Below are 24,271 nucleotides of genomic sequence, written 5' to 3'. Positions count from 1 at the left end.
ACGCCCGAATAACTAAAATAGACCGCTCCTGGTTAAGGAATACGGTCTATAGAATCATTATTCTATGGGGATACCGATTTTGTTAAACCAATTTTGGTGATCACCGTATCGTACGGGTCCAATTCCACGGTCTGTTTTCCATGCTCTGTATTGATCGTCGTGGACTGAACCTGATCGCTATTATTGATCACAACCAATATGTTGCTCTCAGGGTAGTAAGCGCACTCGGTATACAAGTTATCCGTGATGTACTTTGTTTCATCGAATTCATTGCCCGCAAATCGAATCAAATTCAGAAGTAGTCTTGTATTTTCCCAGCTGAATTCGAAGGAAGGCAGGTAGATCCCTTTTCCTTTTCCAAAAGCATGTGTGGACAGTGTGATCCGACCATCCGTTTCACTCACTACAGCTGCTGATCCATCAGTCAGATAAATGTTATCTTTCGGAAGTATGCTGGCCCCCTCAGGCACCAAACCATACTCATCATTAACCTCATACGACCATTTTCCATGAACAACTCTGGCGCCTGTATCCTCATCCACCCCAAGCACATGAGCCATTCTGAAAAAGCTGTCGTACCCGTCCATTGCCGAAGGCTGGTTAATGCCAATAAAGGTACCACCCTCATGCACCCACTGGGTCAGAATGTCTACACATTGGTGGTCTTTCCAGTGCACTCCACCACTCCAGGCAGAACCAGCGGAACCGGCATTAATGACAACATCCACATCCTTCAATACACCCTGACGAATATCCTCAAAATCAATAAACTGCACGTCAACAGGCAACCCGGCTAATGCCTCATTCACATGAATCAGATCATGCATATGCGTTTCATGAAAATGACCGGACAAGGTCCACGATCTTAACTTGCCCCAGCTATGCAGCACGGCTACCTTTGTCTTGATCTGATATGGTTTCCCAGCCTGATGCAGCTCTTTCATTTCCCTGAATTCATGGGCAATCTTCTCGATATAATCCACAAAGTCCGGGTAAGGCTCAACCAGATGCAAATATCCACCCAGTCCAATCCGGTCAATCGACTCACGCAGCAGCGCACGCCGGATATTAATCCAATATTTCTTCGCATCCAGGGTAGGGTCTCCGCCCTCCTTGAAGGTAGGAAGCCCACCTAAGCCAACTGGGAACAAGTAGGGATGCAAGCGAATCTCATGGGTATCAGCCTTAACGCCTGAGCACATTCTTGCCTCATAACCGGAGAACACACATTTGATCATGCCGTCGAATCCAAATTCCTCAAAGCGATCACTATACGGCTCCATGCCCACCCAGCTGTCATCATAGAAGACATACGCCAGCTTGTCATGTTTGTGCACAATATCAATTAATTTCTTACCGAATTCAATGACAAAATCATTGATAAATGCCATCCAGTCCAGTTTGCGCTGATCCGCAGGCATATGAGTGACCTGATATTTACCGCCATTTACAAAGTCCTCGGCGGAGAGTGAGTACCCATATTTTTGAGCAAACAGATCCAGTGCTCTCGAACTTACCGTGAAATCGTATGAACCCCAATCCGAGAACAGATGGCGATTCCGCTCATCACTGCCCCAGATCCAGGCGAAGTTATAAAATAGGGACGTAAAACGTACAACCGTTGTTTCCGGGTGGTCTTGGCACCACTTTTCCATCCAATCCAGCAGATAGGTTTGTGTGTCTGTATAGATCGGGTCAATCTGCATCAGGTGCTCTTTGTCCCAATTATTCGTCGTGTGATTGTACATGGAAATCTCTTCCCAGATCCGATAGACCATGAAACTCACCGTGTATTTATGCCAAGGAGCAACGCCGGTAATGACAACATTGCCAGATTCCCTTTCATAATTCCACTGTCCTCTAGGTACCTCTTCCCCAGTCGTTCGGTCGTACACCTGCCAATACTTAAACGCCTCTTTGGAATCATTCACCCTGAATTGTTCAGAGAAGAAGTCCTCCATCAGATAGATGGATACATAATCTTGGACAGCGACCTTGGGATTGGTAACGAGAAAACATTGCTGCAGTTTATCCAGATTGTGGGATGCCCACTCATTATGATCCCGAATAATGCAAATGGTTGAATAGATGCCGTATCCGGCATTGATAATCTCATCGGACAACTTTGTACCGTCACTGTCACGGATCACATCGGCACCCCAGCGATCGGCAAGTTCCAGCGTCAGTGCCTCATATCCGGATTCTCCCGGTAGTGTAAAGGAGCCTTTGGTTAATTTGGACAATTGGGTTCCCTCCCTATCTCAACATATCGGACAGAAAAGCGAGTGCCAGGCCCTGACCCCAGCCCTGAATCCAGTCTTTTGGAATATTGCGATAGCCATCCCGATCCTTCATCACTGCCGTACCACCAGATACACCAAGCACGCGTCCATCTTCGCTAATGTTGTTCAAGATGCCTTCCAGTGCCTTTTGCACGTATTTGGTATGCAGTGGATTGCCGTTATTGATCATGGCTGCTGCAATACCCGCGGAGGCTGACACCTCTTCATACGATTCTTCGTCATCCAAAACCGTACGCCACAAGCCATTCTCGGTCTGTACCAGCTTGAGAGCCGCCAACTGATCGCGAAGTGCACACTCTACATCCATACACTGCGGATACAGATACCAGTCTTTCAGTTGCGGTTTCACTTGAGACATTGTATAGGCTCCCCAAGCGTTTGCTCTTCCCCAGTAAAATCCGGACATGTGGTCCTTGTTGATATTGTTATAACCGTGATACCACAGACTGCTGCTCGGATCTTGCAGGTATTTGATATGCCAGTAGTACTGATTCAGCGCATCCTGAATCATGGCTTCGTCTTTTAATTTGCTACCTACGCGGAGCAGGAAAAATGCCGCCATAAACAGGGTGTCCGCCCAAGCCTGTTCCGGAAAATCATTGGAAACGGATACCGTATGCTGGAGCACATTGTCGCCAAAGCGAAGTGCATGATTCTGGAGATAATCGACTTTGCTGAGGACAATATCCCAATATTTCTGATCCCCGGTTTCTTCATATAAAGTGATGAGCACATGACCCATGGCACATGTATTTACCGTCCAACTTGGCAGACCCAGCTCGATATATTCGTCTGCCCATTTCACCAGCCTGTCCAGAATCTCTTGGTTGCCTGTCGTTCGATAGGCTCTGGATACACCATAATAAGCCACTCCACCGGGCCAATCCCATGTCAGATCCATATCCAGTGTTTTCTTGGTAACGTTCTCTATTACGTGTAGAATCTGTTCCCTGTCATATTTCACTTGAAGCATTGTTATTCCCCTCTCCCTGCGCACACGCCCCCAAGTGCGCCCTGAGAGGTGTCCGTCCATTTTTGTAAACGCTTTACTTATTCCATTGTACGCAGTAAAATAGTCTCAATCTAAGCATATTCATAACAAAACTGCGCAATTTCAATCATTTATACATAGGAGTCCTCGAAAATGCCCAAACCGAAGAAACCTGTCATTGAATATCGTCACTACAGCCTGCCCATTGATTTTCCTGTCCTGTTACTCAGCGGAGACCGCTGGAGAATATCCGATATCAAGAGTGAGCATCTTCATTTCCATAACCACATGGAGATTGGCATCTGTTATTCAGATGAAGGAATCATGGAGATTAAGGGAGAATCTGTGCCTTTTCGGGCAGGCGACGTCACGTTCATTCCCCGCTATCTTCCGCATACCACATATAGTTCACCTAATAACGCCAGCCTGTGGGCTTATATCTTTTTTTCACCGGAAGAACTCTTCCGTCATTCGCTCAAAACAGCACAAACTCACATTGAACCGAATCTGTGGGCGATTCAGGGAACGAATTGTATTCTGAATAAGGAACAGTATCCCAAAATTCACATGCTCGCAACATCAGTGGTAGAAGAGATAAAGCAGCAGTCTCCCTATTATCGGGAGAGCGCGTACGGCTTGTTGATGTCTCTATATATCGAACTGCTTCGAATTCATGCGAGCAGCGAGCGCTTGTCATCTCAGGATCAGGAACGGGAACGAGACCTCCAAGGGGACTTGGTCATCTCACCCGTGCTGGAGTTTATCACCAAAAATTACATGATGCCCGTGACCATCGATTATCTCGCTGATCTGTGTCATCTGAGTACAACGCATTTTCGCCGCAAGTTCCATGAAATTATGGGAACCACACCGCTTGATTTTCTGAACAGTACCCGGATTGAAGAGGCATGCAAACGATTAAAAAGCACCGAGGCGTCCATTCTGTCCATCTCCGAGCAAGTTGGCTTCCGATCCATCTCCAGCTTTAACCGCTGCTTCGCTAAACTGATGGGAGAATCACCCAAAGCCTGGCGCAAAGGGGCTCATACAGAAGCACAGTCTGCCAAAGCGTCGATATTGGAATTCACGGGGTGGGTATGAATTTACGTGCAATGGGTCATAACCCTACTCATAAAAAAAGGTACAAAAAAGCCCGAAAGTCGTGATGGATTGCACCCCCTAGAATTTCATCGGTTAAACCCAGGGGGGGTTCCAATGTCTATTCTAAGGGGGCAATCCACCTTAGGCTTGGGCTTTTTTTAAAAATAGATGGCCGTTCCACGCGACCCTTATACTGATACTTATTTATTAATCACAGATCGTCTAAAGCGTCTCCGTATTAAGCGTAAAGCCTTCAATCACAACATCTTCGTCCACTTCAATCATGATGCAACGTCTGCCTTGGTAGTTCACCTGTTTCACATATCTCAGGTCTTGCGGACTAACTGAAATCGTAGCAACCTTTGTCTCGATCTTAATGGACTTTGACGTAAACTTCGGCATAACACTGGTTGCCTTCATCTCATAGTTCTTGTTATCAACGATCGTTTCGAAGGCACGTTCTACTTTCTCCGTTGTCAGATCCTCTATACCGCTTGCGGTCAGTACACGTTCCAGATCTTTATAATCCAGCTTCGGAGGTTCTTCCTCATGGGACTCTTCGTTAATTTCAATGACTCGGTTAATCTCCTCATATACATGTGCAATGGTGGCTGAATCAAGCTGTTCACCAGCCACTTCCTTGACGATATCTTCGAAGATCGCCCGTTCTTCCAGTGCGGTTACGGATCTTTCTCCATTCAAAACATTTTCAACAAAATGCGGGTCCGGGAAATTGGATTTCCCTGTACAATACAGAACACGATTCACATCGGAGTAGTTGTCCGTCACGCTAGGGTACAAGAATCCTTGCTCTGGCGTGCTTAATTTGATAATCGGATCGACAATAATGTTGTATTTGAATTCTCTCTCCACGTAATCAAACAAGAGCGTTTTCCGCTGCTTCTCCGTGGAATTCACGCTGCACAGAATGAACGGATGGGCGAACACCTCATTCTTCTCACTCTCTTCCGTCGCTTCGTTTCTAGCCTTGGTCGGCAGATAATACTGTCCACGCACAAACGTAGCTACCATGTCCCGCTCAAACTTCGTATCCACCAACATTCGATCCACGAGCAGCAGCATCAGATCCTGCCATTCATCCGGATCACCTGTTACCAGAGCCTGGTGAAGCAGTACCTGTGCCGGGTCCTCCGCCGCTTCCTGGAACTTCAATTCAAACAACTTCTGATCCAAATCACCTGTCAGCAATTTTTTGAAATTGCCCATGTACAGCTCCTGCTTCTCTCTGTCCACCAGTTCGAACGGATGACGCTCCCAGTGATAGACCTCGTTGGTTTCCTTCGTAATATACACGTTGAGAATATCGTAAATATTCAGTAGATCGTGATCGAGTTTAAACTGCTTGCGTATATGCGCGACTTCTTTTTTATTCATATTGGATTCGGCAACTCCTTAGATATGTTTCTGGCTTTATTAGTATAAAGGATCGACAGAAAATTTGTTGACTAAGTTGTAGCTTGACGGTTACTAGATTTCAGTTACCCAAGTACGTGATATTCACAACAACACAAAAAGGGAGACACTCTCTACGTTCATACGAGCACCTCCTGCATGTGTTACATCTCCTGATGTTCTAGTCTATTACATTACAGTGATTCCCATTAACATCTTACATATTTACGCTTGAAGCCCGTCCGCCCTTTTTCCACGGCCTTTTGGATATTCTCAGAGGCATTCAGCAGCTTGCTCTTGGGCATGTCCTTGTTCACTTCGACAGGTCCCACAGCCTGGGCTGTCTCCACTGCCTGATCGTGCAACGGTTGATAGGATGTTGCAACGGTATACAGGAAGTTGTTCATCGAATATTTCGTTCGTTCCGGAGATTCGTGAATGGTGTTTTTCACCTGTTCCAGCTTCTCCATCAGTTTATTCTCCGAAAACTCAGCATCCTTTCGACTGCCGAGCAACCAACAGTAACAGCTCCATCCTGCTGACATTTTCAATTCATCTCCGCTAGCGATCCACTTATCCGAAACTTCTTGAGCAATATCCGTCTCCGCCAGCGTAACGGCAACGATGAAGTCAGAGATCATGTAAAAATAAGCAGCGTCAATCCAACGGTCGAAATCATCTTCTGTCATCGCTTGAGGATCGGCTATCACGCCTGCAAAGTACATCGCATCATAATTCCCCGTTGCATATAGTTGCTCTGCCAAAGGTTGATCCTTTTTGATCCGCTTCGCCATTGGTTTCATCGCCCCGGTTGCCACGCCAAATAACGGTTCATGCGCACCATTGGAGATATAGATTTTTTTCGTTCGTTCTTTGCCCAGCGCCTCTAACTCTTGCATCACTTCATCTAGATTCATTTGGCAACACTCCAATCCTATAAATTTTATATCTGATCATATCAAACAGACACTTATGTTTAACGAAAAACCGATGGAAAATCGCATATTATCCAATTGGAACCATTCTGCCATATGCATAATCATTCCGGCGAGATTATTACCTTTCGTATGAGGGATTCGTCATTGGGTTATTTTTCCTGAAAAACTGAATACTATTCAAATTTCCCTGTTGCTCTGACAACCTGTTCGAGCATTATCATCGATCATAACATCTATACCACTGTTTCGCACAGCTCCCTGAAAAGATAGATATAACTTCTTCGCAGACAGGCATTTTTCCTTTCTTATGCTTCTACCAGCAACTTCTGAATACCTGCCTAGAGCCTCATTGGAAGAGCTAATTCCACCAGCACAAGCAGAGCAACATATCTCCATGTCCAAGCAACGTTAAGCTATGGCAGGATACGTCGCTCATCGTTTATGTTCAGTTTAGTGTTGTTAACAAAACCGAGATGAGAAAGGATGCGAGAGCATGAGCAACAATCAAGTGTTAGGCTTTGCCCCTGCCCTGGGCTGGAATTCGTGGAATACCTTTACGTGGGATATTAACGAACAATTAATTCGGGATGTCGCTGATGTGTTTGTATCGGAAGGTTATCTAGCCGCTGGTTACGAGTATATTGTCATTGATGATTGCTGGAGCCTGAAGGAACGTGATGCGAGCGGTAATCTGGTGGCTGACCCGGATAAATTCCCGAGTGGAATGAGAGCGCTTTCTGATTATATCCATAGCAAAGGACTAAAGTTCGGCATGTATTCATGCGTAGGTACGCATACATGTGCCGGGTATCCAGGCAGCTTTGAGCATGAATTCCAGGATGCTGCCCTTTTTGCCGAATGGGGCGTTGATTATTTGAAGTATGATTACTGCTTCAAGCCGCGCCATATCTCAGGAGAGCTGCTGTACAAACGGATGAGCCTTGCGCTCAAAAACTGCGGACGCGATATCCTGTTCTCCGCCTGCAACTGGGGAGCCGACGACGTATACGATTGGATTCGGGAATCGGGCGCTCATATGTACCGCTCCACCGGCGATATCCGCGACAATTGGGATTCAGTGAAGGAACTTGCCCTGTCTCAATTGGGAAAACAAAGCTACACCGGCTCCTTCTGCCATAACGACATGGATATGCTGATTGTTGGTATGTACGGTGGAAGCAACAATGATTATATTGGCAGCATCGGCGGATGCAACGACATCGAATATAAAACCCACTTCTCTCTCTGGTCCATGATGGGTTCACCATTAATGATCGGATGTGACGTGCGCAAGGCTAACCAGATCACAAAAGATATTCTCCTGAATCCTGATCTGATCGCTATCAATCAGGATGTAGAAGCACGCGGAGCTTACCGCATTAAACCAGAACCACAATGGTTTCATACAGACGATGTATTTATGCTGGTGAAAGTACTCACAGATGGTGATCTGGCTATTGGCTTCTTCAACCTGAGCGACAGCCAGCGGGAATTGTCTTTGCAATTTTGGGATATGGGTCTGCCTTACGCTGCCGGTTATGCGCTGTCCCTGTATGACTGCTGGGAACATAAAGAGCTTGGCGTGTTCCGTGAACGCTTCGCTCCCGTTGTCGCAGCACATGATTGTTTAGTTGTGCGTGCCAAACTGGTGAAATAGATGGCTCAACATCGCCTGTGCACCTCCTGTCAGGTTCCACTCTCTTCAGACGATGTGGGCATCTACCTCAAATTGATCTCACGCTCTGCCCAGCAATTTCTGTGCATCGATTGTATAGGAGTGAAGCTGAACTGTGGACGCGAGCCTATTGAGAAGCTGATCCGTTATTTCCGAGAGTCCGGGAACTGCGCCCTGTTCCGTTAACGTTATGCCTTCGTCCGGTGCAGCATCATGTACGCTGTTGGCGTGTGTGAAGTTGCTTTCTTGAATACTTTGGAAAAATATAACGGGTCATTGTAGCCGACAGAATAGGCTACCGATTGAATCGGCAGGCCCGACGTTTTCAACAGTTCACAGGCGCGCTCGATTCGGCAGGATGTAATATACTCCAGAACAGACTTGCCGGTTGCTGCCTTAAACAGACGAAACAAATAACTGCGCTCCAGATTAACTGCCTTTACGATCTCCGTGACGGTCAGTATCGGCTTCCAGTAGTTCTGCTCGATGTACTTTCTCGCCAGCCAGACATAATCCTTGGCGTCCACCTGCGGCTCCTTCGGATAATATTCCATATAGTAGGAAAGCAGCAGACGCAAACGGGCATCCGCCCGCAGTAATTCATAGGATGATGCACCCGCGTTCCAGGCAAGGTGAAAAAAAGGCTGCAGTGTCTCCGGCGAGACCGACACCACGGGTTGTACCTCTGAGAGCTGTGTCAGCCCCAGCAACCGCCCGGCATCCTCACCGCTAAACTCCACCCAGACATACTCCCATGGATCTTGCGGGTCTGGATAATAATAAATCTCTTTTTGCGGAAATATGATAAAGCTTTCCCCCGTAACTAGCCGAAAAACGCGGCCGCCCGTCTCCAGCGTCCCTTGGCCGCGGATAATATAGTGCAGCGCATAAACGTCACGCACGCCTGGCCCCCATTGGTGAGGGTTGGCTGGCTTGTGACCACCGCTGATAAAATACAAATTACTGGCTCTACTGCTCTCTTGCCAAATTGGATTCAACCTTGATTCCCCCTTTCTAATGCCACGTTGATAAGATGTTCGGTAACGCTTACACGCTAAATCCAGAGAGGAGAATGTTGTATGCTTAGAATGGTTACGGTAGAACATGGACAAGTGCAAGGACTGCCCGCGGCGGACCCGCGGATTACCAGCTTCAAGGGAATTCCTTTTGCCGCACCTCCTGTAGGTGAAAACCGCTGGCGAGCTCCGCAGCCGCTGGCGAACTGGGAAGGTGTACTACAAGCATTTGATTTTGCCCCCATCTCCATGCAAGCCCCAACAGTCATCGATGATAACAATATCTATACCCGCGAATGGGCCGTTGATCCCGACCTGCCCATGAACGAGGATTGTCTGTATCTGAATGTCTGGACACCAGCCAAACGCGCGGATGAGAAGCTACCTGTTTTTGTCTGGTATTTTGGCGGGGGCCTGCAAGTCGGCCATACAGCCGAAATGGAATTTGATGGCGAGCGAATCGCTCGTAGAGGTATTGTCGTTGTAACGATTAATTATCGGCTGAATGCCTTCGGCTTCCTGTGCCATCCTGAGATTAGTGCCGAATCCCCCCATGCACCCGCCAACTTTGGTCATCTTGATCAGCAAGCAGGTACCCAGTGGGTCAAACGCAACATTGCCGCCTTTGGCGGTGATCCAGACCAGATCACCATCGGCGGACAGTCGGCAGGCGGAGGAAGTGTGCTCAGCCAGATGACCTCTACGCAAAATAAAGGCTTGTTCCAGCGAGCCGTCATCATGAGCGGTATAGCTACCGAGTTGTACCCGAAGGTCCGCGTGCCTTCTGTCCGTTCCACACTAAAGGATGCAGAGCAAGCAGGGGTGGAGTTTTTCGGCTTCCTGGGCGTATCTTCCCTGGCTGAGGCGAGACAACTGGATGCTGAACATCTCCGTGACAAAGCACTCGAATACAAAAGCTTCTGGGGAACCGTCATCGACGAACAATTCTGTGTAGGCGATCCGTTTACTCGTTTTGTTCAGCAGGAGCGCGAGGCGATACCCGTAATGCTGGGGCATACATCTTCCGAATTTTGGACCCGTCCCGCCGCAGCCAATCTGGAAGAACTGAAGCAGATGGCTGTGGAGCTATTTGGCGAGGAGGCCCCTGCCTTTTTGCAGCTATGTGAGGCTGATACCGGCCAAATCGAACATGCTCTGCAACAAGCATCGGTCCGCATGATCCAACATGCCATTCTGCTCGCCATCCGTGCGAACAGCGGTCATCCGTCTGAAACGCCTCTCTACTATTATAACTTCGACGCCGAGATTCCGGGTTGGGATCAGCCGGGCACTTTTCACTCCGTCGATCTGTGGTTCTTCTTCGAAACACTTGCCAAATGCTGGCGGCCTTTCACAGGCAAGCATTATGATCTGGCTCGCCAGATGTGTAATTATTTATCCAACTTTATTGCTACAGGTGATCCAAACGGTCCGGACTCCACCGGAAAGCTGATGCCTCATTGGACTCCTTGTACTACGAAACAGCCGTATCTCATGGAATTTGGCGATCAGGCTCAATTACAGCAGGCTGAGTCCGGACCAATGCTCGCGTTTCTAATTGAACAATATTTCAAGAAACAAAATGCACCTGTTGTTTAAAACATGAAGCTTGCCCTCTCACGATATATGTAAGAGCCATGCTGTCGCATGGCTATTTTGTATAGTGTGAATGGTAAAGCGATGTTCATTCGCCCATGCCTATTAGCAAGATACTCCAATACAGAAGCCTAAGCTAACAAAATTAGACAGCCAGAGAAATCCCACGGAAGACCATCAACATCATTCCAAGAGATTCGTTTTTGTTGCTCGCGATAATGATAACGTCTCTCTCCCCTCCATTATATATGAGTCTGTGTTGGTTTATTGATGATGACAGGTAGCGTAATCTGTAGTGAAAAGATATCTTTTTCCTGTGACACCGTCAACGTCCCGTTGTGCTGCTGAATCATTTTCTGACAACTAACGAGCCCGATTTCGTTGCTATCATTCTTTTTGCCAACACGTTTAATCTTATTCTTCACCTCAAGAATGACCCATTGTTGCTTCAAAGAAATCTGGATATGAACGGGATGCACTGGATCGGCGTATTTTCGAATATTTGAAAATATGTTATCCATTACGCGACGCATGGCGACCAGATTGATTTCCAGCAAAAACTCCTCATGATGTGCATCTGTCTGAACCTGCACATCTATATCATCCAAAACCACTAATTGCTCATCTATGAGTTGATCGATAAGCGCTCTGCCCTCATACATCTCAAATTCTACTTCCTCTTCTTCAGCGGCCGAGGATACCGTAAAATATTCGAATAGTTTGTCCGACAGCACTTTGATCTGATAGGCCTTCTCCCGGCTATTATGAATATACTGCAACAGATCTTCATGTGTCTTATATTTGTTAAGCTCTATGATATCCATATATCCTAATAGAATCGTGAGTGGTGTTCGCAAATCATGGGAAATCGCCGTGATCAATTCACGGTTGGCCATCCTGACCCTCTCCTCGCTGTCCAGCCGTTCCACAAATGATTTCCTCATCTCATCAATACTCTGGGCCAGAGATGACAGTTCATCCTTTCCCGATATCGTAATCGAATAATCCAAATTTCCACCTTCGAGTATTTTGATCTCTTGTTCAAGCACGCCAATATAAGATGTTTTCTTATTAATCATAAGTAGAAAGGAAACAATGAACACAATGGCCGCTATGAAAACACCAATAATCAGAATGAGGTTGTAATATTGATACTCATAAAAGCTAACCAAGTATATCTGGGCATCCTGATCCGCAAAATGGATAGTGGTGATGGGTATTTTTGATGGCACGAATTGAGTTAACAACTCTTCATTAATGGCAGGATCAACTTCCGTGTTGGAGGAAAATATCAATTTGTCTTTTGCAAAAATATACAGATTTAAGTAGCGCTCATGACTTATCCAAGCAGACAATTGTTCATGATCACGGGTTGACACGTTCTGGTTATTCACAAATGCTTCGAATCGATCCAGCGCATCTTGCTGCCTGTTCTCTACAAAAGTGGATTTACTTAAATAACTATCCAATACAGTCTCGCCAACAACTTGTAAAATAACGAGTGCACTTATGGAAATGACCAAAGAAATGACAACCGCCAGAACCAGTTTAATCTTCAGCTTTTTTCCGATGAATAATCTATTCAATTTTATACCCCTTCCCCCAAACGGTCTTCACATATTTAGGGTTCTGCGGGTCATCCTCCAGTTTGCCTCTCAAGTTACGAATATGAACCATGACCGTGTTATTACACGTATAAAAGTAGGGTTGCCCCCAAACACTCTCATATATATTTTCTGCCGAGAATACCTTTCGTCGCTTCTTAGCCAACAGCAGCAAAATCTGGTATTCAATTTCAGTTAGAGCAATCTCCTTCTCCCCAACAAACACGGCTTTTGAATCCTGATGGACGGTAAGATCCTTAACGATAATTTGGTCCTTTTCTTCGGTCTTCTCCTTGCCCCGATATATATAATATCTCCGCAGTAAAGCCTTCACCCGCGAAACAAGTTCTGTATAGGAAAAGGGTTTGGACAAAAAGTCATCACTGCCTGAGGAAAAGGCCAATTGTTTGTCAGAATCCTGCGTTTTCGCTGTGAGAAACAGGATCGGTGCGCTTGTTTTTTCACGAATCTCCAGACACGCCTTCAGCCCCGATTTATTGGGCATCATCATATCCAAAATAATGAGATCCGTCTCTTCGTTCACTTTATCAATCGCATCTTGACCATCTATCGCTTCAATCACTTCATAATTCTCACTCTCTAACAAAATCCTTACAATTTCACGAATTTCACTGTTATCATCAGCAATTAGAATTTTCTTGCTCATCTGATCCCTCCGTCTAATTTCAGTATAATATGCGCTATTAGCGACTACCAGCAAATACAATCGACTTAAGAATTCTTCAGAAGTTATGTAGGTATCTCTTAATAATTTCGTCTTATACTGTAAATATGTAGAAGTTATTAGACAAAGGGGTCGTCAGGAATGCCACAAACTTCGAAAAAAGTAATGATTAACATATTGTTGGGTCTGTTCATCATGTTGTCCATTGGTCTACTGGTGTATTATTCTCCTGCCCTTATTAAAATCATGTCTTCCATGGACAACTTCAGAGCGTATATTCATTCAACAGGCCATTGGGGTCCGGTCATGTTTATTTTATTCCAGATTCTTCAGATCGTGGTTGCACCTATTCCAGGAGAAGTGGTACAGATTGCAGGCGGTTATATCTATGGGGTTACAATTGGGTCCTTGTATACTACAATAGGCTTGATTATAGGCTCAGCGATCGCCTTTTATTTCACCCGTTACATCGGTCGCGCCTATATTTCACGGCTAATGCAAAAGAAAAATAATAAGTGGATGTCGTTAATTCATGATGAGAAGAAGTTCTCCGCTTTTTTATTCATCTTTTTCGTGATTCCCGGCTTGCCCAAAGACATGCTTGTATTTGTCGCCGCACTTACATCGATTAGTTCGTTTAGGTTCTTCACGATCCTTATCGTCGGTCGTCTGCCGTGGATCATCGCATCTACCGTTATAGGGTCCACAATTCATATGCAACAATACACAATCGCCATTATTATTTCTGTTATCGCTGTAATTGGGTTTGTACTCGGTTATATCTATAGGGAGAAATTGGTGGGATTGTTCTCCTGGTCAGACAGTACCAAAGCCAAACCCAAGGCTATACCCAGTTATAGTACGAATAGGGAGTCTCGTAAAATAAAAAGAGATACAACATGAACATAACCAATCTATTGATATGAAAACCGGAGGTATATCATCTTATGCAAATACTTAAAACCAATCGATTAATCCTGAGAAATTTCACCGTAACGGACGCAGCTGGACTGTTGGAATACACAGCAAATCCCAGAGTAAATTGTTTTATGGATCAACGAATTTCAACATTGGAAGATGCGGCGGCAGAGGTCGCAAAAAGAAGCAGTGACGATTCCCACATCGCGGTTTGCCTGAAAGACAGTAACGAGTTGATCGGTGAGCTGTTTGGTATGAGGGAAGATCGGGATTCCGATACGGATAAGGATTCGAATTCAGATACGTATAGTATTGGTTGGAATTTTAATGGCAGATATGAAGGGAAAGGGTACGCCAGTGAGAGCGCCAATGCTTTCATCGAAGATCTCTTTATGGAACAGGGAATAAGAAGATTGTACGCTTATGTCGAGGATGATAACTTCCGTTCTCAGAAACTGTGTGAAAAGCTGGGCATGCGCCGGGAAGGTCTTTTCTTGGAGTTCGTTTCATTTGTCAAAAATGAGGACGGCACACCGAAATACGAGAATACATATCAGTATGCTTTGTTGAAAAAGGAATGGCTGGCACAGCGTGAATCTCAGAAATAAAGAATGACAAGCCCCATCATTAGTTAAAAAAGTTATAGAAATGAGAACGTACCCATGTGTAGGTTCCACACAAATACGGCGGCTTCTCCCTGGATAGATTCCAGAGGAAAAGTCGCCGTTTTATTATCGTGCATAACACTATTGATCGAGCAATGTGTTTATAAGGTCACAATACATTCAGCTTGAATCCTAGACGGTGCTGCCCCAATATTGCTTTGCAATCTTCTGCCCTTGATCAATCTTCGCCCATTGCTGAGCTTCGCTTAATTCGTTACCGCCATCACAAGATGCAAAGCCGCATTGGTGAGACAGCAACAGCCGATCCTTATCGATGATTTTGGATGCTTCGTCCAGCAACCGGACAACACGTGCTTCATCATCGAGTGTACTCGTTTTGGATGACAACAGACCCAGTACAATTTCCGTTTCAGGTCTGTCTTTGAACACTTCCAACGCTTCAATTGAACCCGCACGATCATCATCCCACTCCAGGAAGAAACGATCATACTTCAATTGCTTCAGGAACAGATTCGCAATTTTGGCATACGATCCACCACCCATGTTGCGGGAATCATAATTGCCGCGGCAGTTATGTGTCCACATTTTCAAGCCCAGGCTATGACCGTAGTCAATCACGGTATTATTAATATCAATGAATTCGGTAGCGAGACCCTTTACTTCATCTTGATTAATATTTTCCCCTGTAAACGGAGAGTTCGGGTTGTCGTCTGCAAACAGTTCCCACAAGCAATCATCGAATTGCAGAATTTTTCCGCCCACTGCAGCGAATTCCTCCACGAATTCCTTATACGCGATCACAAGACCCTCTTTGAGTTCCTGTATGTTTTGATATACAGCATCCGTTCCACCAATGTTATCCGACCAGGAAAGCTCACCGAAAATATGGGAAGGAGACGGTACACAAAGTTTCGTTTGTTGCTCGCCAGCCGTGTCTTGCAGTTGTTGGAACAGTTGAATGAAATGATGGTTCTTTCCGCTCAATTTATCAATAATGCGCAGTCCAATATCTTTGCGTGTTTCATATTTCGAAGTTCCGTCCACATCTCTGAAAAAATAGCCGTGATCCGCGATGTAACGCTTCACTCCGCCAAATCCCCATACAAAGTCCAGATGCCACATCGATTTGGAAAATTCGCCATCGGTAACAACGGACAAGTTATGTTCGATTTCCTTAGCGACAACTTGTTTGATAGCTTCCGTCTCGCACTTCTCATATCCTTCGTAGTTTTCATAGAACGGATATTGGATATCATCATTATGTTCAATTTGCGTTTTATATTTCAGCAGCTCATCCGGCCGCAATAAACTTCCTACGATCTGGAACTTATCAGTCATGTAAAAAACCCCCTCGTTGTATAGGATGATCATATCACGCTGAGGGCAGTTAGAAGGGATACTTAAAAACCATAACTGGTTATAGTAAAAAGCTATATCCACTTGTTAGGCAGTTTTCAGTGAAACCGTCACCGACACAGTGTACCTCTATCCGTGAACGTTATTAAATTTCACACCGTACGACGACGCAGTTCATAAAAATATTGTACCGCTGGATGCTTTAATTTGACCTGCTCCGACATGTTTAGAATTCGCTTTTTGCCAACTCGTCTGTCCATTAAAGCCAGAATATTAAACAAGATATCCTTGCTCTCCAGATTATCCTCTATAGAAGTCGATAAATACGTCGTAGCTGCAACAGTAAAATTTGATTTACTGAGTGCGGTCTGAGCCAACAAAAGCTCTTTGGCATGTACGGAGATTTTTCTACTTCTTGCCATGACATGAAGACGATCCTCGGGAATGGGTCCTTTGGAATCTTTTCGAATAACTTCAATCTCTTCATCGCTCACAGGAATCATGATCTCCGGGTCGCTCTTGATCTCCTGTTCTGTCTGATACCATCGGATTGGGGTTGTTGTATCGCTCATGTTGAGTACATTCTTTTTATCTACAGTAATATAACAATTGCCTGATTTATCAGGTGAATAGCTATAGCTGGTAGCACGGTACTCCACCCTTCCAACTAACGCGGGACTAAGAAAACTCTCCAGTTGTTGCTTCAATTTGCTCCAGGACATAAATCCTCCTATTATCAAAAGCCTACCGCACGAATTGCGGCGATCATTTCAAATATCTTTTCTCAACCAATCCTCAATATCAACATTCATCTAAATTATAACATAGCAAACCAAATGGATGATGGAAGAAACCCAGTTATTGGTTTTGAAATCCCCTATGTGATAAAATTGCAGAAAATTATCTACTTACTATTAAATCGTCATAGCCTACCATTGGAACATACGTTGTTATTCACAAAGGAGAGGAAGAGTGTAATGGCTACGAAGAAAGCAACCTTACCTGCTCATATGGAAAAACTCGTTAAAGATAATGATATCGCTACCGTAAAAGAAATTTTTGAGCAATGCGAATGGGATGCCCGCGGGGGCTACAGCAAAGGTACGACCCTCAGCTTTCGTCAAATATCGGATGAATTGGTTCGTTGGCTGGTAGAGCAAGGGGCAGATATCAACGCACGGGACAAATATCAACGCACGCCATTACACGCCCACGCTGCACACTGGTCAGGAAATGTACCCCAGTTCCTTGAATTAGGTGCGGATCTGGACGCTGTGGATTACCAAAATGAAACACCGTTACATGCAGCAGTCAGTGGGTATAGAACCAAAGTGGTTCAAGAGTTGGTAAACCAAGGCGCTACTATTAACGTAGAAAATAAACAGGGAAATACGCCATTAGCTAAGGGGTTAGCCAATTGCAGGAATAGCGATATAGTCAGTCTGGCAGAGATTGCCGCAATTCTGCTGGATGCCGGAGCATCGGTCACCCCGGATATGAAAGAATCGGTGAAGCGGATCGGTAAGGATTTTGAATTCGTCCGTGAGAAGTTTAATAAGGACAAGGTCGATGAAGTTTCAGACGCGCTGAACAAACTGTACCCGTTATTTGATGTTGAGCCGGTAGCGAATCGGATCATGCACGATGGGACTACCCCCATTCAGGTAAAGGCAACCACTTGGACCAAACAGCACCAAGAGCTGTGGGAATATCTCATTCCGGCCCAAGGCTACGCTCAAACGGTGCAGGGAGAGGTCATTCGCATCACAGGACGTGTGTCCCATGAAGTATTGGATAATGGCGGTGGAAACTGGGATGCGGAGTATCGCAAGATGCTGGATGCACTGGTTCGTCACCTGGGCTCTGGTACGCCACTCGCTCCCGCACTTCTCCAAGAGGCAGCAGACTTGGTCAGCAGACTTCACAATGGATACGATTTTGATGCGCCTGCCAGATTATCCGAGTTGGCTGTGTTATGGGTGCTTGCCAATCCTCAGCCAATCGCTATAGAGAAGCCAGAGTATACGCGTTAAACAGCAAAGCAAAAAAAAGAAGCGGAAAAGTTACCGCTTCTTTTTTTTCTATTAAATCTACCTGAATCATACTTCGTATCCATGATTACGGCTTACTCTACTCCACCTGTTCATTAATTTCAAACTCATTGAGCAATTCGCGTACTTTAGAAGTGGTTTTGGCGTTCATCAAGCTGTTTCTCAGCTCACTAGCACCGCGGAAGCCACGAACATAGATTTTGAAAAACCGGGCCAGCGGGCTGAACGAACGCGTTTCAAGCTCGGAATATTGATCATGGAGATCCAAATGCAGCCGTAGCAGATCAAGCAATTCCGTGCTGCTGTGTTCCTTCGGCTCCTTCTCAAAAGCAAACGGATTCTGGAAGATACCGCGTCCAATCATAATACCATCCACACCATATTGCTCCACGAGTCTCAGGCCTGTTTCACGGTCAGGAATATCCCCATTAATCGTCAGCAATGTATTAGGAGCTATCTCATCACGAAGTTTTTTAATCTCCGGAATCAGTTCCCAGTGAGCGTCTACTTTGCTCATTTCTTCTCTCGTCCGCAAGTGAATGGACAGATTCACGATGTCTTGCTGCAAAATATGAGTTAACCAGTCGCGCCATTCATCGACCTCAGTAAATCCAAGACGTGTTTTCACACTGACCGGCAGCCCCCCGGCTTTCGCCGCCTGAATAATCTCCGCCGCAAGGGCTGGCCGGCAGATCAATCCGCTTCCTTTTCCATTCTCGGCTACATTCGCTACCGGACAACCCATATTGATATCGATGCCTTTAAATCCTTCTTTCGCCATACCGATACTCATCTCACGAAAGAATTCCGGTTTATCTCCCCAGATATGAGCCACAATCGGCTGTTCGTCCGCTGTAAAAGTCAGACGCCCTCGCACACTATGGTGCCCCTCCGGGTGACAATAACTCTCTGTATTCGCAAACTCCGTAAAAAACACATCCGGTCTGCCCGCTTCACCTACGACATGCCGAAACACAACATCCGTCACATCTTCCATGGGTGCCAGTATAAAAAATGGTCGTGGCAATTCACGCCAAAAGTTTTCCTTTGTCATCTCAAAAGCTCCTCTATACATTCCAGGACAGTCTCTGTCCTCATTAATAGTTAAAATAGTAAAACTCGTAACTCATACATCTGCTTGCTATCATTTACATGATCATTCGCAGTTTCGTTGCAATTCACATTATGGTGTCCTAGCTTCTTCTTCACTTATACCATGCAAATGTAACTTTGTTCAAACAACAGTATCTGTTATTACTCCCATTGGATCTTCAAATTATTGAAAGTTCGATGATCTCGAAATTGCCCTTTCCCGATTTTATCACGTCTTTATTAGATTTTCAGCCCGATTGCTCTTGCCGAACTGGAAAAGCTCCTCTAAAATGAAGCTCGGCAGGTATTTAACCTGCAGATCGTCATTTGGAGGAGGCATGACTTAATATGGAAATCTCACTGGATATAATTAAAGATAAAGTCGAATGCTTGCAGGCTTATGACTTTCATGAACTGGCGCGAGTGATTGAAGAACGAATTGAAATCAATAAAGCGCTGATGCTGCGTGTGAAGCAAGTCCAACATCAAGTAACATTTGATCCTATTCGCACCAAAATGTTATATAGTGCAGTCGTGCATTTTGCCGTAGATTGAATTGATTAAGGATATAAGAATATGCGATTGCGGAAAAAGATAATCGGCAGGTTATCCAGAAGATAACTTGCCAGCCAAAGCAAGATGTAACTAACCAGTTCACCCTGCAACCTGCTCTTAAAAAAGTAAACGATTGTTTCATCCATCCTGATCTATCTATACACTACACCTTAGGCTTCAAATGTTTAATTACAGATACGCACAAAATGGTCATCCCTACACCAAAGCCTGATATGGATAATGGACCAAGTAGAAATCGCATGACTTCGCTCTGAACTACAAAACTTGCGAGCATAACAACCATACAGATTACCGTGAAAATCCCCACAGTTAACGTGCCTATAACATCATTCAATGAATGATGTTGCTCACGAGCAATCGTAATTTTATTTTCCTTCAGAATAGGCAGCTCCAATAATCTAGGAATGTAGTCCGTAATCTGGTCCTTGACCTTGCTTATGCGCTCTTTAACCATCTGCCCTTTATCCATATGGCTGGCGTAGGACTGGCTTGCTGCAGATAAAGAGTAGGTATCATCTACAGATGACAACGTACCATCCAGCGTAATGATAGCTCTGAATGCACCAGCAATGGTCGGTTTTAAGGACATCCCCATATCCGTGATCAGGGTCATCATACGTTTCATCATGACACTTGTCGGGTCTGGTGAGAAAGATACTTCTGCTAACAAACGGTTAAGGCGTTGTTCAATCAGTTTTTGATCCAGTAAATCTCCTTCCTTACAGACTCGCGTTAAGCCATGCGCCATCTCTTTCGTATCTTTAGTGCTGTAACCCATCAGGAAGCTTAACATGCCTTCTCGTTCCTCATCCGTTAGATATCCCACTGAACCAAAGTCGATCAAAGCAACTTCTCCATCAGAAGTAAGCATGAGGTTGCCAGGATGGGGGTCCGCATGAAAGATACCAATCATCAGAATTTGATCCAAAAATGCGTGCATCACCCTCACTGACACGTCGTTTGTCACCGCTTTTGTGAAGCTGGTTCCTTCGATATATTCCATGGTGAGCACCTGTTTCGTTGAGAACTCGGCGTAGATTTTAGGAACACGGATCTGAATATCATGTTCCTGGAAGGCTTTTCGCAACAGATTCGTATTTAAGGCCTCGATATCAAAATCGGTTTCTTCAAGCAAATTCTGTTTGAATCCTTCGGCTAACTGGATTAACCCAAGTCTCTTGATTTTGATAGAGCGTTCGGACAGCCATGTGACAAACTGGATCAAAATATCCAAATCCACTGTCATCTTCTGCTTCACGTCAGGTCTTAGAATTTTAACAACAACCTTCTCGCCCGTTAACTTTAGCTTTGCCAGATGAACCTGTCCGATCGAAGCCGCAGCAATCGGCTCCATCCCAAAGGATTCATAGGTTTCATCCATATTTCCGATTCTAGTGTCAATGATTGTTTTCAGTTCATCTTGGCTCAGCGGTTTAACCTGATCATGCAGACTGGAGAACGCTTGAATATAGTTCGCAGGCAGCATGTCCTTTTTGGTCGATAACACTTGAGCAAACTTAACAAACACGCCGCCCATGTTATCCAGAACCTCAGCAATCGCAAAGGGTAGCTTGGCATGATCCTGCTGAATCAAATGAGTCAAACCTTTACGTGAAATAATCCAGAACAAACGCATCATCCGTCTGAAAGCACGAACCTTATTCCAGATATAGAGGAACGGATTGGCGGCTTGCAACATTTTAAAATTGAACAGGCTTAGGAGCATGTAGATATAACACGCAATAAACACAACTAATAAAGGGTAGTACATAAACATAACTCTAAGAATCTCGGCATCTGGTGGAGCTGTGGTTTGATTGAAGTATGTAAACGAGAGCACCAGTGTTACTATGGACGTACTGAATAATACCGCCAAGATTAGCCTAAGCTGATTGCTTTTTAAAGTGCTGATATTTCCGATTATAAAATAAACCAAAAACGACGCCACTAAAATACCGCTTAGGTAAAATTGCTCCAGAGCCTGAAGCAGCGTACTCACTACCAGCGAACTGACTAACGAGATTAGAACTTTATGTTTTCTGTTGAAGAACGAAGTCAGCAACATGAATACAACAAAGCACACAAGCATTGTAATAAAAAAGAACATCTTACATCCCACCTGTTATGTAATGGTATCGTTTGATTTTCCTCTCCTCAATATAACATACTCACCCTCGCGTTCAATAAACATAAATAAACCGTCCCGGTAAAGGCAGCAGTTCGCTTGATGATGTCTAATGCCTCCCCTCTGCCCTACTTAAAGAAGATCAAAAAGGAGCTGGATTCCCTACTCCTTCGCTATGTGAAACTTCTTTCTCTCATCAAACGTAAATTCACAAGGTATAATGAAGTCAGATCACCGTTCAGCATGATCTTATGAACATCATAATGAAATGAAGGAGAGGACATTCGTGGCGTTTATCCCGTTAAACTGTCCCAATTGCAATGGAAGAATTGAATACAAGGAGGATGAAGTTTTAAAGTGTCCCTATTGTGAAACAGAGCTTTTATTGAAGCAAAATCATGTCTATTACGTAGACCAGACCATTAATCATTACCACGGGACAGTTCCTGAGGCGACGCCGAAGCTGTCCGTCTCCGTCTCCATCCCCCTAAGGCTGTTATTGGTCCTGCTGCTTGTCATATCAGGCGCCATCGGTACATATTTTTATTATAGCAACAGCTCCACCTATTCAAAAACAGAAGCCAATCTGCCTGTACGAAAGATGCCCGAAAGCGAGGTTCTTCTTTCCTTTTTGCGAGATATCTTCGATAAAGGATCTGCCCTGCCGACAGAGGAGGAATTGGCTCGTCTTCGCTATTTAACTGTAGAGCATTCGGAGAATGATCAGTGGACGTTTACATATAGCCTCTCCGATCCCTTCAGCGATGAACAGGCCGAGAAAATCACTTATGTTACTCAGGACAAGAAACTGAATGGCCAGGAGATCAATCAGCGAGATTTTGAAGCCTTTACGGGACTGACGGCATTGGACCTGACGAACACCTATGAAATCGCCCAGACGGATCAAACCACTTTGGCCCATATGTCCGGATTAAAAAGTTATGGAGGCGCTTTTAACGAATCCTTCAGTACATTTTCGGGCTACTTTGGAGACAAGACTAAAATTACGGAGCTTTCCACTCAGCTTCGCAGCAATCAGGAATTGGCCATGCTGCTGGAGTTTCCTAATCTGAGCTCGTTATCCATTACCTATGTGGATGAATCCGTAACGGATTTCTTTCTGTTGAACAAGCTGCCGCTCAAGTCCCTGTCGCTCACCTTTGTCGATGAACTGGGATGGTTGTCCTCCATGACCGGGCTTTCATCCTTATCCATACATTACAGTGAAACCACAGACCTGCAGCCGCTGTACGCCTTGACCCAGCTTCAGGAGCTTCAGCTATCCTTTTTAACGAATGTAAAGTCCATCGACTTTGTACAAAATATGCCTGCTCTACAAACACTTGATCTCGAAAACGTAAACTTCTCAAGCCTGGAGCCCTTGGCCGACAAGGCCTCCATTACTACACTACGTCTGGCTTCTCTAAGTCAGCTTAGTTCGGTAAAGGTCATAAACAGTCTGCCCTCTCTGCGGGAATTAACGTTGTCCGGTTACTACGAGAAAGCAGAAGCGCTGACATTGCCTAATGTGGGGCGAGTGGAAATTCCAAGCTCCTTTCTCACTGGGCTAAAGGCCCCGGCTACAACCAGTCTGACGCTCCGTGGCGGAAGCGGGGAATTGAACTTGGTTGCGCTGGGGAAATTCCCAAAACTGGAGCAACTCTCCCTCTGGGAGATCGATGAAATTACACGTCTTGGCGCCCTGGACGGTTTGCCCAGCCTAGAGACTCTAAACATTTACGACTCGTCACTATATAAGGAGAGCGATGCTTTATTTCGTTTAAAGCAGGTCAAATCTCTGATGTGCTCCGAGTGTAGGTTGAACTTTGAACAAAAAACGGCTGCGGAAAACAGCGTGCTTGAACATTTGACCTTAGAGCAGCCATATTTCAGCATAAATAACAACTCTGTCAATGAAGTTGACCAAATGATGCCTTACTTTGCCAACATGTCGGCTCTACGTTCCTTTACTCTGCAAGATAACAATCTGGCTTCTCTCGAATTTATGAGTAACTGGCAGGCCATAGAAGAGCTTCATCTCGAGAACAATGCCATTTCCAATATCGAGAGCCTAAGCCAGCTTCCTAATCTGCAAAAGGTATATCTATCCGGTAATTCCGTACAAAACAAATCCGTGCTTGGTACGGATGTGCATGTGTATTAATTACCGCTTGGGATGATGGAGTGAGGAGTTTTAGACTACTA

The 24,271-nt window shown here is 45.1% G+C and carries 20 protein-coding genes; 9 read left to right on the top strand and 11 right to left on the bottom strand.

Annotated features, from left to right (window positions below; translation table 11 throughout):
• Window positions 1–62: 62 nt before the first annotated feature.
• Both gnpA and MKY92_RS04035 read right to left on the bottom strand, forming a co-directional pair.
• Window positions 63–2,243 carry a 1,3-beta-galactosyl-N-acetylhexosamine phosphorylase gene (gene gnpA / locus MKY92_RS04040; RefSeq protein WP_339299267.1) on the bottom strand — a complete coding sequence of 727 codons (2,181 nt, stop codon included), beginning with the start codon at window positions 2,241–2,243 and terminating at the stop codon, window positions 63–65.
• Window positions 2,244–2,256: 13 nt separating this feature from the next.
• A complete protein-coding gene (locus tag MKY92_RS04035; protein WP_339299266.1) occupies window positions 2,257–3,276 on the bottom strand; it encodes a glycoside hydrolase family 88 protein in 1,020 nt (339 codons plus the stop codon).
• Between the two features lie 171 nt (window positions 3,277–3,447).
• Here MKY92_RS04035 and MKY92_RS04030 point away from each other — a divergent pair, with 171 nt between their 5' ends.
• The gene (locus MKY92_RS04030; RefSeq protein ID WP_339299265.1) at window positions 3,448–4,395 is read left to right on the top strand and encodes an AraC family transcriptional regulator; all 948 of its coding nucleotides are present in this window, start codon (window positions 3,448–3,450) and stop codon (window positions 4,393–4,395) included.
• A gap of 222 nt (window positions 4,396–4,617) precedes the next feature.
• On the opposite strand, the gene MKY92_RS04025 is transcribed toward MKY92_RS04030, so the two are convergent.
• Together MKY92_RS04025 and MKY92_RS04020 are read right to left on the bottom strand one after the other, a co-directional pair.
• Window positions 4,618–5,790 carry a DUF4317 domain-containing protein gene (locus MKY92_RS04025; RefSeq protein ID WP_169482339.1) on the bottom strand — a complete coding sequence of 391 codons (1,173 nt, stop codon included), beginning with the start codon at window positions 5,788–5,790 and terminating at the stop codon, window positions 4,618–4,620.
• Between the two features lie 227 nt (window positions 5,791–6,017).
• Window positions 6,018–6,725 carry a DNA alkylation repair protein gene (locus tag MKY92_RS04020; protein WP_339299263.1) on the bottom strand — a complete coding sequence of 236 codons (708 nt, stop codon included), beginning with the start codon at window positions 6,723–6,725 and terminating at the stop codon, window positions 6,018–6,020.
• A gap of 514 nt (window positions 6,726–7,239) precedes the next feature.
• Between MKY92_RS04020 and MKY92_RS04015 the strand changes: the two genes are divergently transcribed.
• Both MKY92_RS04015 and MKY92_RS04010 read left to right on the top strand, forming a co-directional pair.
• Complete coding sequence (locus tag MKY92_RS04015; protein ID WP_339299262.1) at window positions 7,240–8,403, top strand: glycoside hydrolase family 27 protein; 1,164 nt, start codon at window positions 7,240–7,242, stop codon at window positions 8,401–8,403.
• Entirely contained in the window at window positions 8,404–8,607 is a 204-nt protein-coding gene (locus MKY92_RS04010) for a hypothetical protein (RefSeq protein WP_074093540.1), read from the top strand.
• Window positions 8,608–8,609: 2 nt separating this feature from the next.
• Here the strand turns inward: MKY92_RS04010 and MKY92_RS04005 are convergent, their stop codons facing one another.
• Complete coding sequence (locus MKY92_RS04005) at window positions 8,610–9,419, bottom strand: AraC family transcriptional regulator (RefSeq protein WP_339299261.1); 810 nt, start codon at window positions 9,417–9,419, stop codon at window positions 8,610–8,612.
• Between the two features lie 81 nt (window positions 9,420–9,500).
• Between MKY92_RS04005 and MKY92_RS04000 the strand changes: the two genes are divergently transcribed.
• A complete protein-coding gene (locus MKY92_RS04000; protein ID WP_339299260.1) occupies window positions 9,501–11,036 on the top strand; it encodes a carboxylesterase family protein in 1,536 nt (511 codons plus the stop codon).
• Between the two features lie 239 nt (window positions 11,037–11,275).
• Here MKY92_RS04000 and MKY92_RS03995 read toward each other — a convergent pair whose 3' ends face one another.
• Together MKY92_RS03995 and MKY92_RS03990 are read right to left on the bottom strand one after the other, a co-directional pair.
• Entirely contained in the window at window positions 11,276–12,619 is a 1,344-nt protein-coding gene (locus MKY92_RS03995) for a HAMP domain-containing sensor histidine kinase (protein WP_339299258.1), read from the bottom strand.
• Entirely contained in the window at window positions 12,612–13,304 is a 693-nt protein-coding gene (locus tag MKY92_RS03990) for a response regulator transcription factor (protein ID WP_091019742.1), read from the bottom strand. Before MKY92_RS03990 ends, MKY92_RS03995 begins: the two co-directional genes overlap by 8 nt.
• Before the next feature lie 159 nt (window positions 13,305–13,463).
• Here MKY92_RS03990 and MKY92_RS03985 point away from each other — a divergent pair, with 159 nt between their 5' ends.
• On the top strand, window positions 13,464–14,225 hold the full coding sequence (locus MKY92_RS03985; RefSeq protein WP_339299257.1) for a TVP38/TMEM64 family protein: 762 nt from the start codon (window positions 13,464–13,466) through the stop codon (window positions 14,223–14,225).
• A 44-nt stretch (window positions 14,226–14,269) separates the two neighbouring features.
• Window positions 14,270–14,848, top strand: a complete 579-nt coding sequence (locus MKY92_RS03980; protein ID WP_339299255.1) for a GNAT family N-acetyltransferase — start codon at window positions 14,270–14,272, stop codon at window positions 14,846–14,848.
• A 189-nt stretch (window positions 14,849–15,037) separates the two neighbouring features.
• On the opposite strand, the gene MKY92_RS03975 is transcribed toward MKY92_RS03980, so the two are convergent.
• Together MKY92_RS03975 and MKY92_RS03970 are read right to left on the bottom strand one after the other, a co-directional pair.
• Window positions 15,038–16,204, bottom strand: a complete 1,167-nt coding sequence (locus MKY92_RS03975) for a cobalamin-independent methionine synthase II family protein (protein WP_339299254.1) — start codon at window positions 16,202–16,204, stop codon at window positions 15,038–15,040.
• A 170-nt stretch (window positions 16,205–16,374) separates the two neighbouring features.
• Window positions 16,375–16,944 (bottom strand): hypothetical protein, encoded by a 570-nt coding sequence (locus MKY92_RS03970; RefSeq protein WP_339299253.1) that lies wholly within the window; start codon window positions 16,942–16,944, stop codon window positions 16,375–16,377.
• A gap of 255 nt (window positions 16,945–17,199) precedes the next feature.
• Between MKY92_RS03970 and MKY92_RS03965 the strand changes: the two genes are divergently transcribed.
• Window positions 17,200–18,255 carry an ankyrin repeat domain-containing protein gene (locus tag MKY92_RS03965; RefSeq protein WP_339299252.1) on the top strand — a complete coding sequence of 352 codons (1,056 nt, stop codon included), beginning with the start codon at window positions 17,200–17,202 and terminating at the stop codon, window positions 18,253–18,255.
• Window positions 18,256–18,352: 97 nt separating this feature from the next.
• Here the strand turns inward: MKY92_RS03965 and MKY92_RS03960 are convergent, their stop codons facing one another.
• The gene (locus MKY92_RS03960) at window positions 18,353–19,327 is read right to left on the bottom strand and encodes a tRNA-dihydrouridine synthase (RefSeq protein WP_339299250.1); all 975 of its coding nucleotides are present in this window, start codon (window positions 19,325–19,327) and stop codon (window positions 18,353–18,355) included.
• Window positions 19,328–19,713: 386 nt separating this feature from the next.
• Here MKY92_RS03960 and MKY92_RS03955 point away from each other — a divergent pair, with 386 nt between their 5' ends.
• The gene (locus tag MKY92_RS03955) at window positions 19,714–19,920 is read left to right on the top strand and encodes a DUF2536 family protein (protein WP_105602092.1); all 207 of its coding nucleotides are present in this window, start codon (window positions 19,714–19,716) and stop codon (window positions 19,918–19,920) included.
• Window positions 19,921–20,083: 163 nt separating this feature from the next.
• Here the strand turns inward: MKY92_RS03955 and MKY92_RS03950 are convergent, their stop codons facing one another.
• Window positions 20,084–22,048, bottom strand: a complete 1,965-nt coding sequence (locus tag MKY92_RS03950; protein WP_339299248.1) for an AarF/UbiB family protein — start codon at window positions 22,046–22,048, stop codon at window positions 20,084–20,086.
• Window positions 22,049–22,451: 403 nt separating this feature from the next.
• Here MKY92_RS03950 and MKY92_RS03945 point away from each other — a divergent pair, with 403 nt between their 5' ends.
• Window positions 22,452–24,230 carry a leucine-rich repeat domain-containing protein gene (locus tag MKY92_RS03945; protein WP_339299247.1) on the top strand — a complete coding sequence of 593 codons (1,779 nt, stop codon included), beginning with the start codon at window positions 22,452–22,454 and terminating at the stop codon, window positions 24,228–24,230.
• Window positions 24,231–24,271: the final 41 nt, after the last annotated feature.

This window comes from Paenibacillus sp. FSL R5-0623 (genome assembly GCF_037974265.1).
Classification (GTDB): domain Bacteria; phylum Bacillota; class Bacilli; order Paenibacillales; family Paenibacillaceae; genus Paenibacillus.
This window is presented reverse-complemented; position numbering and strand designations above follow the sequence as displayed.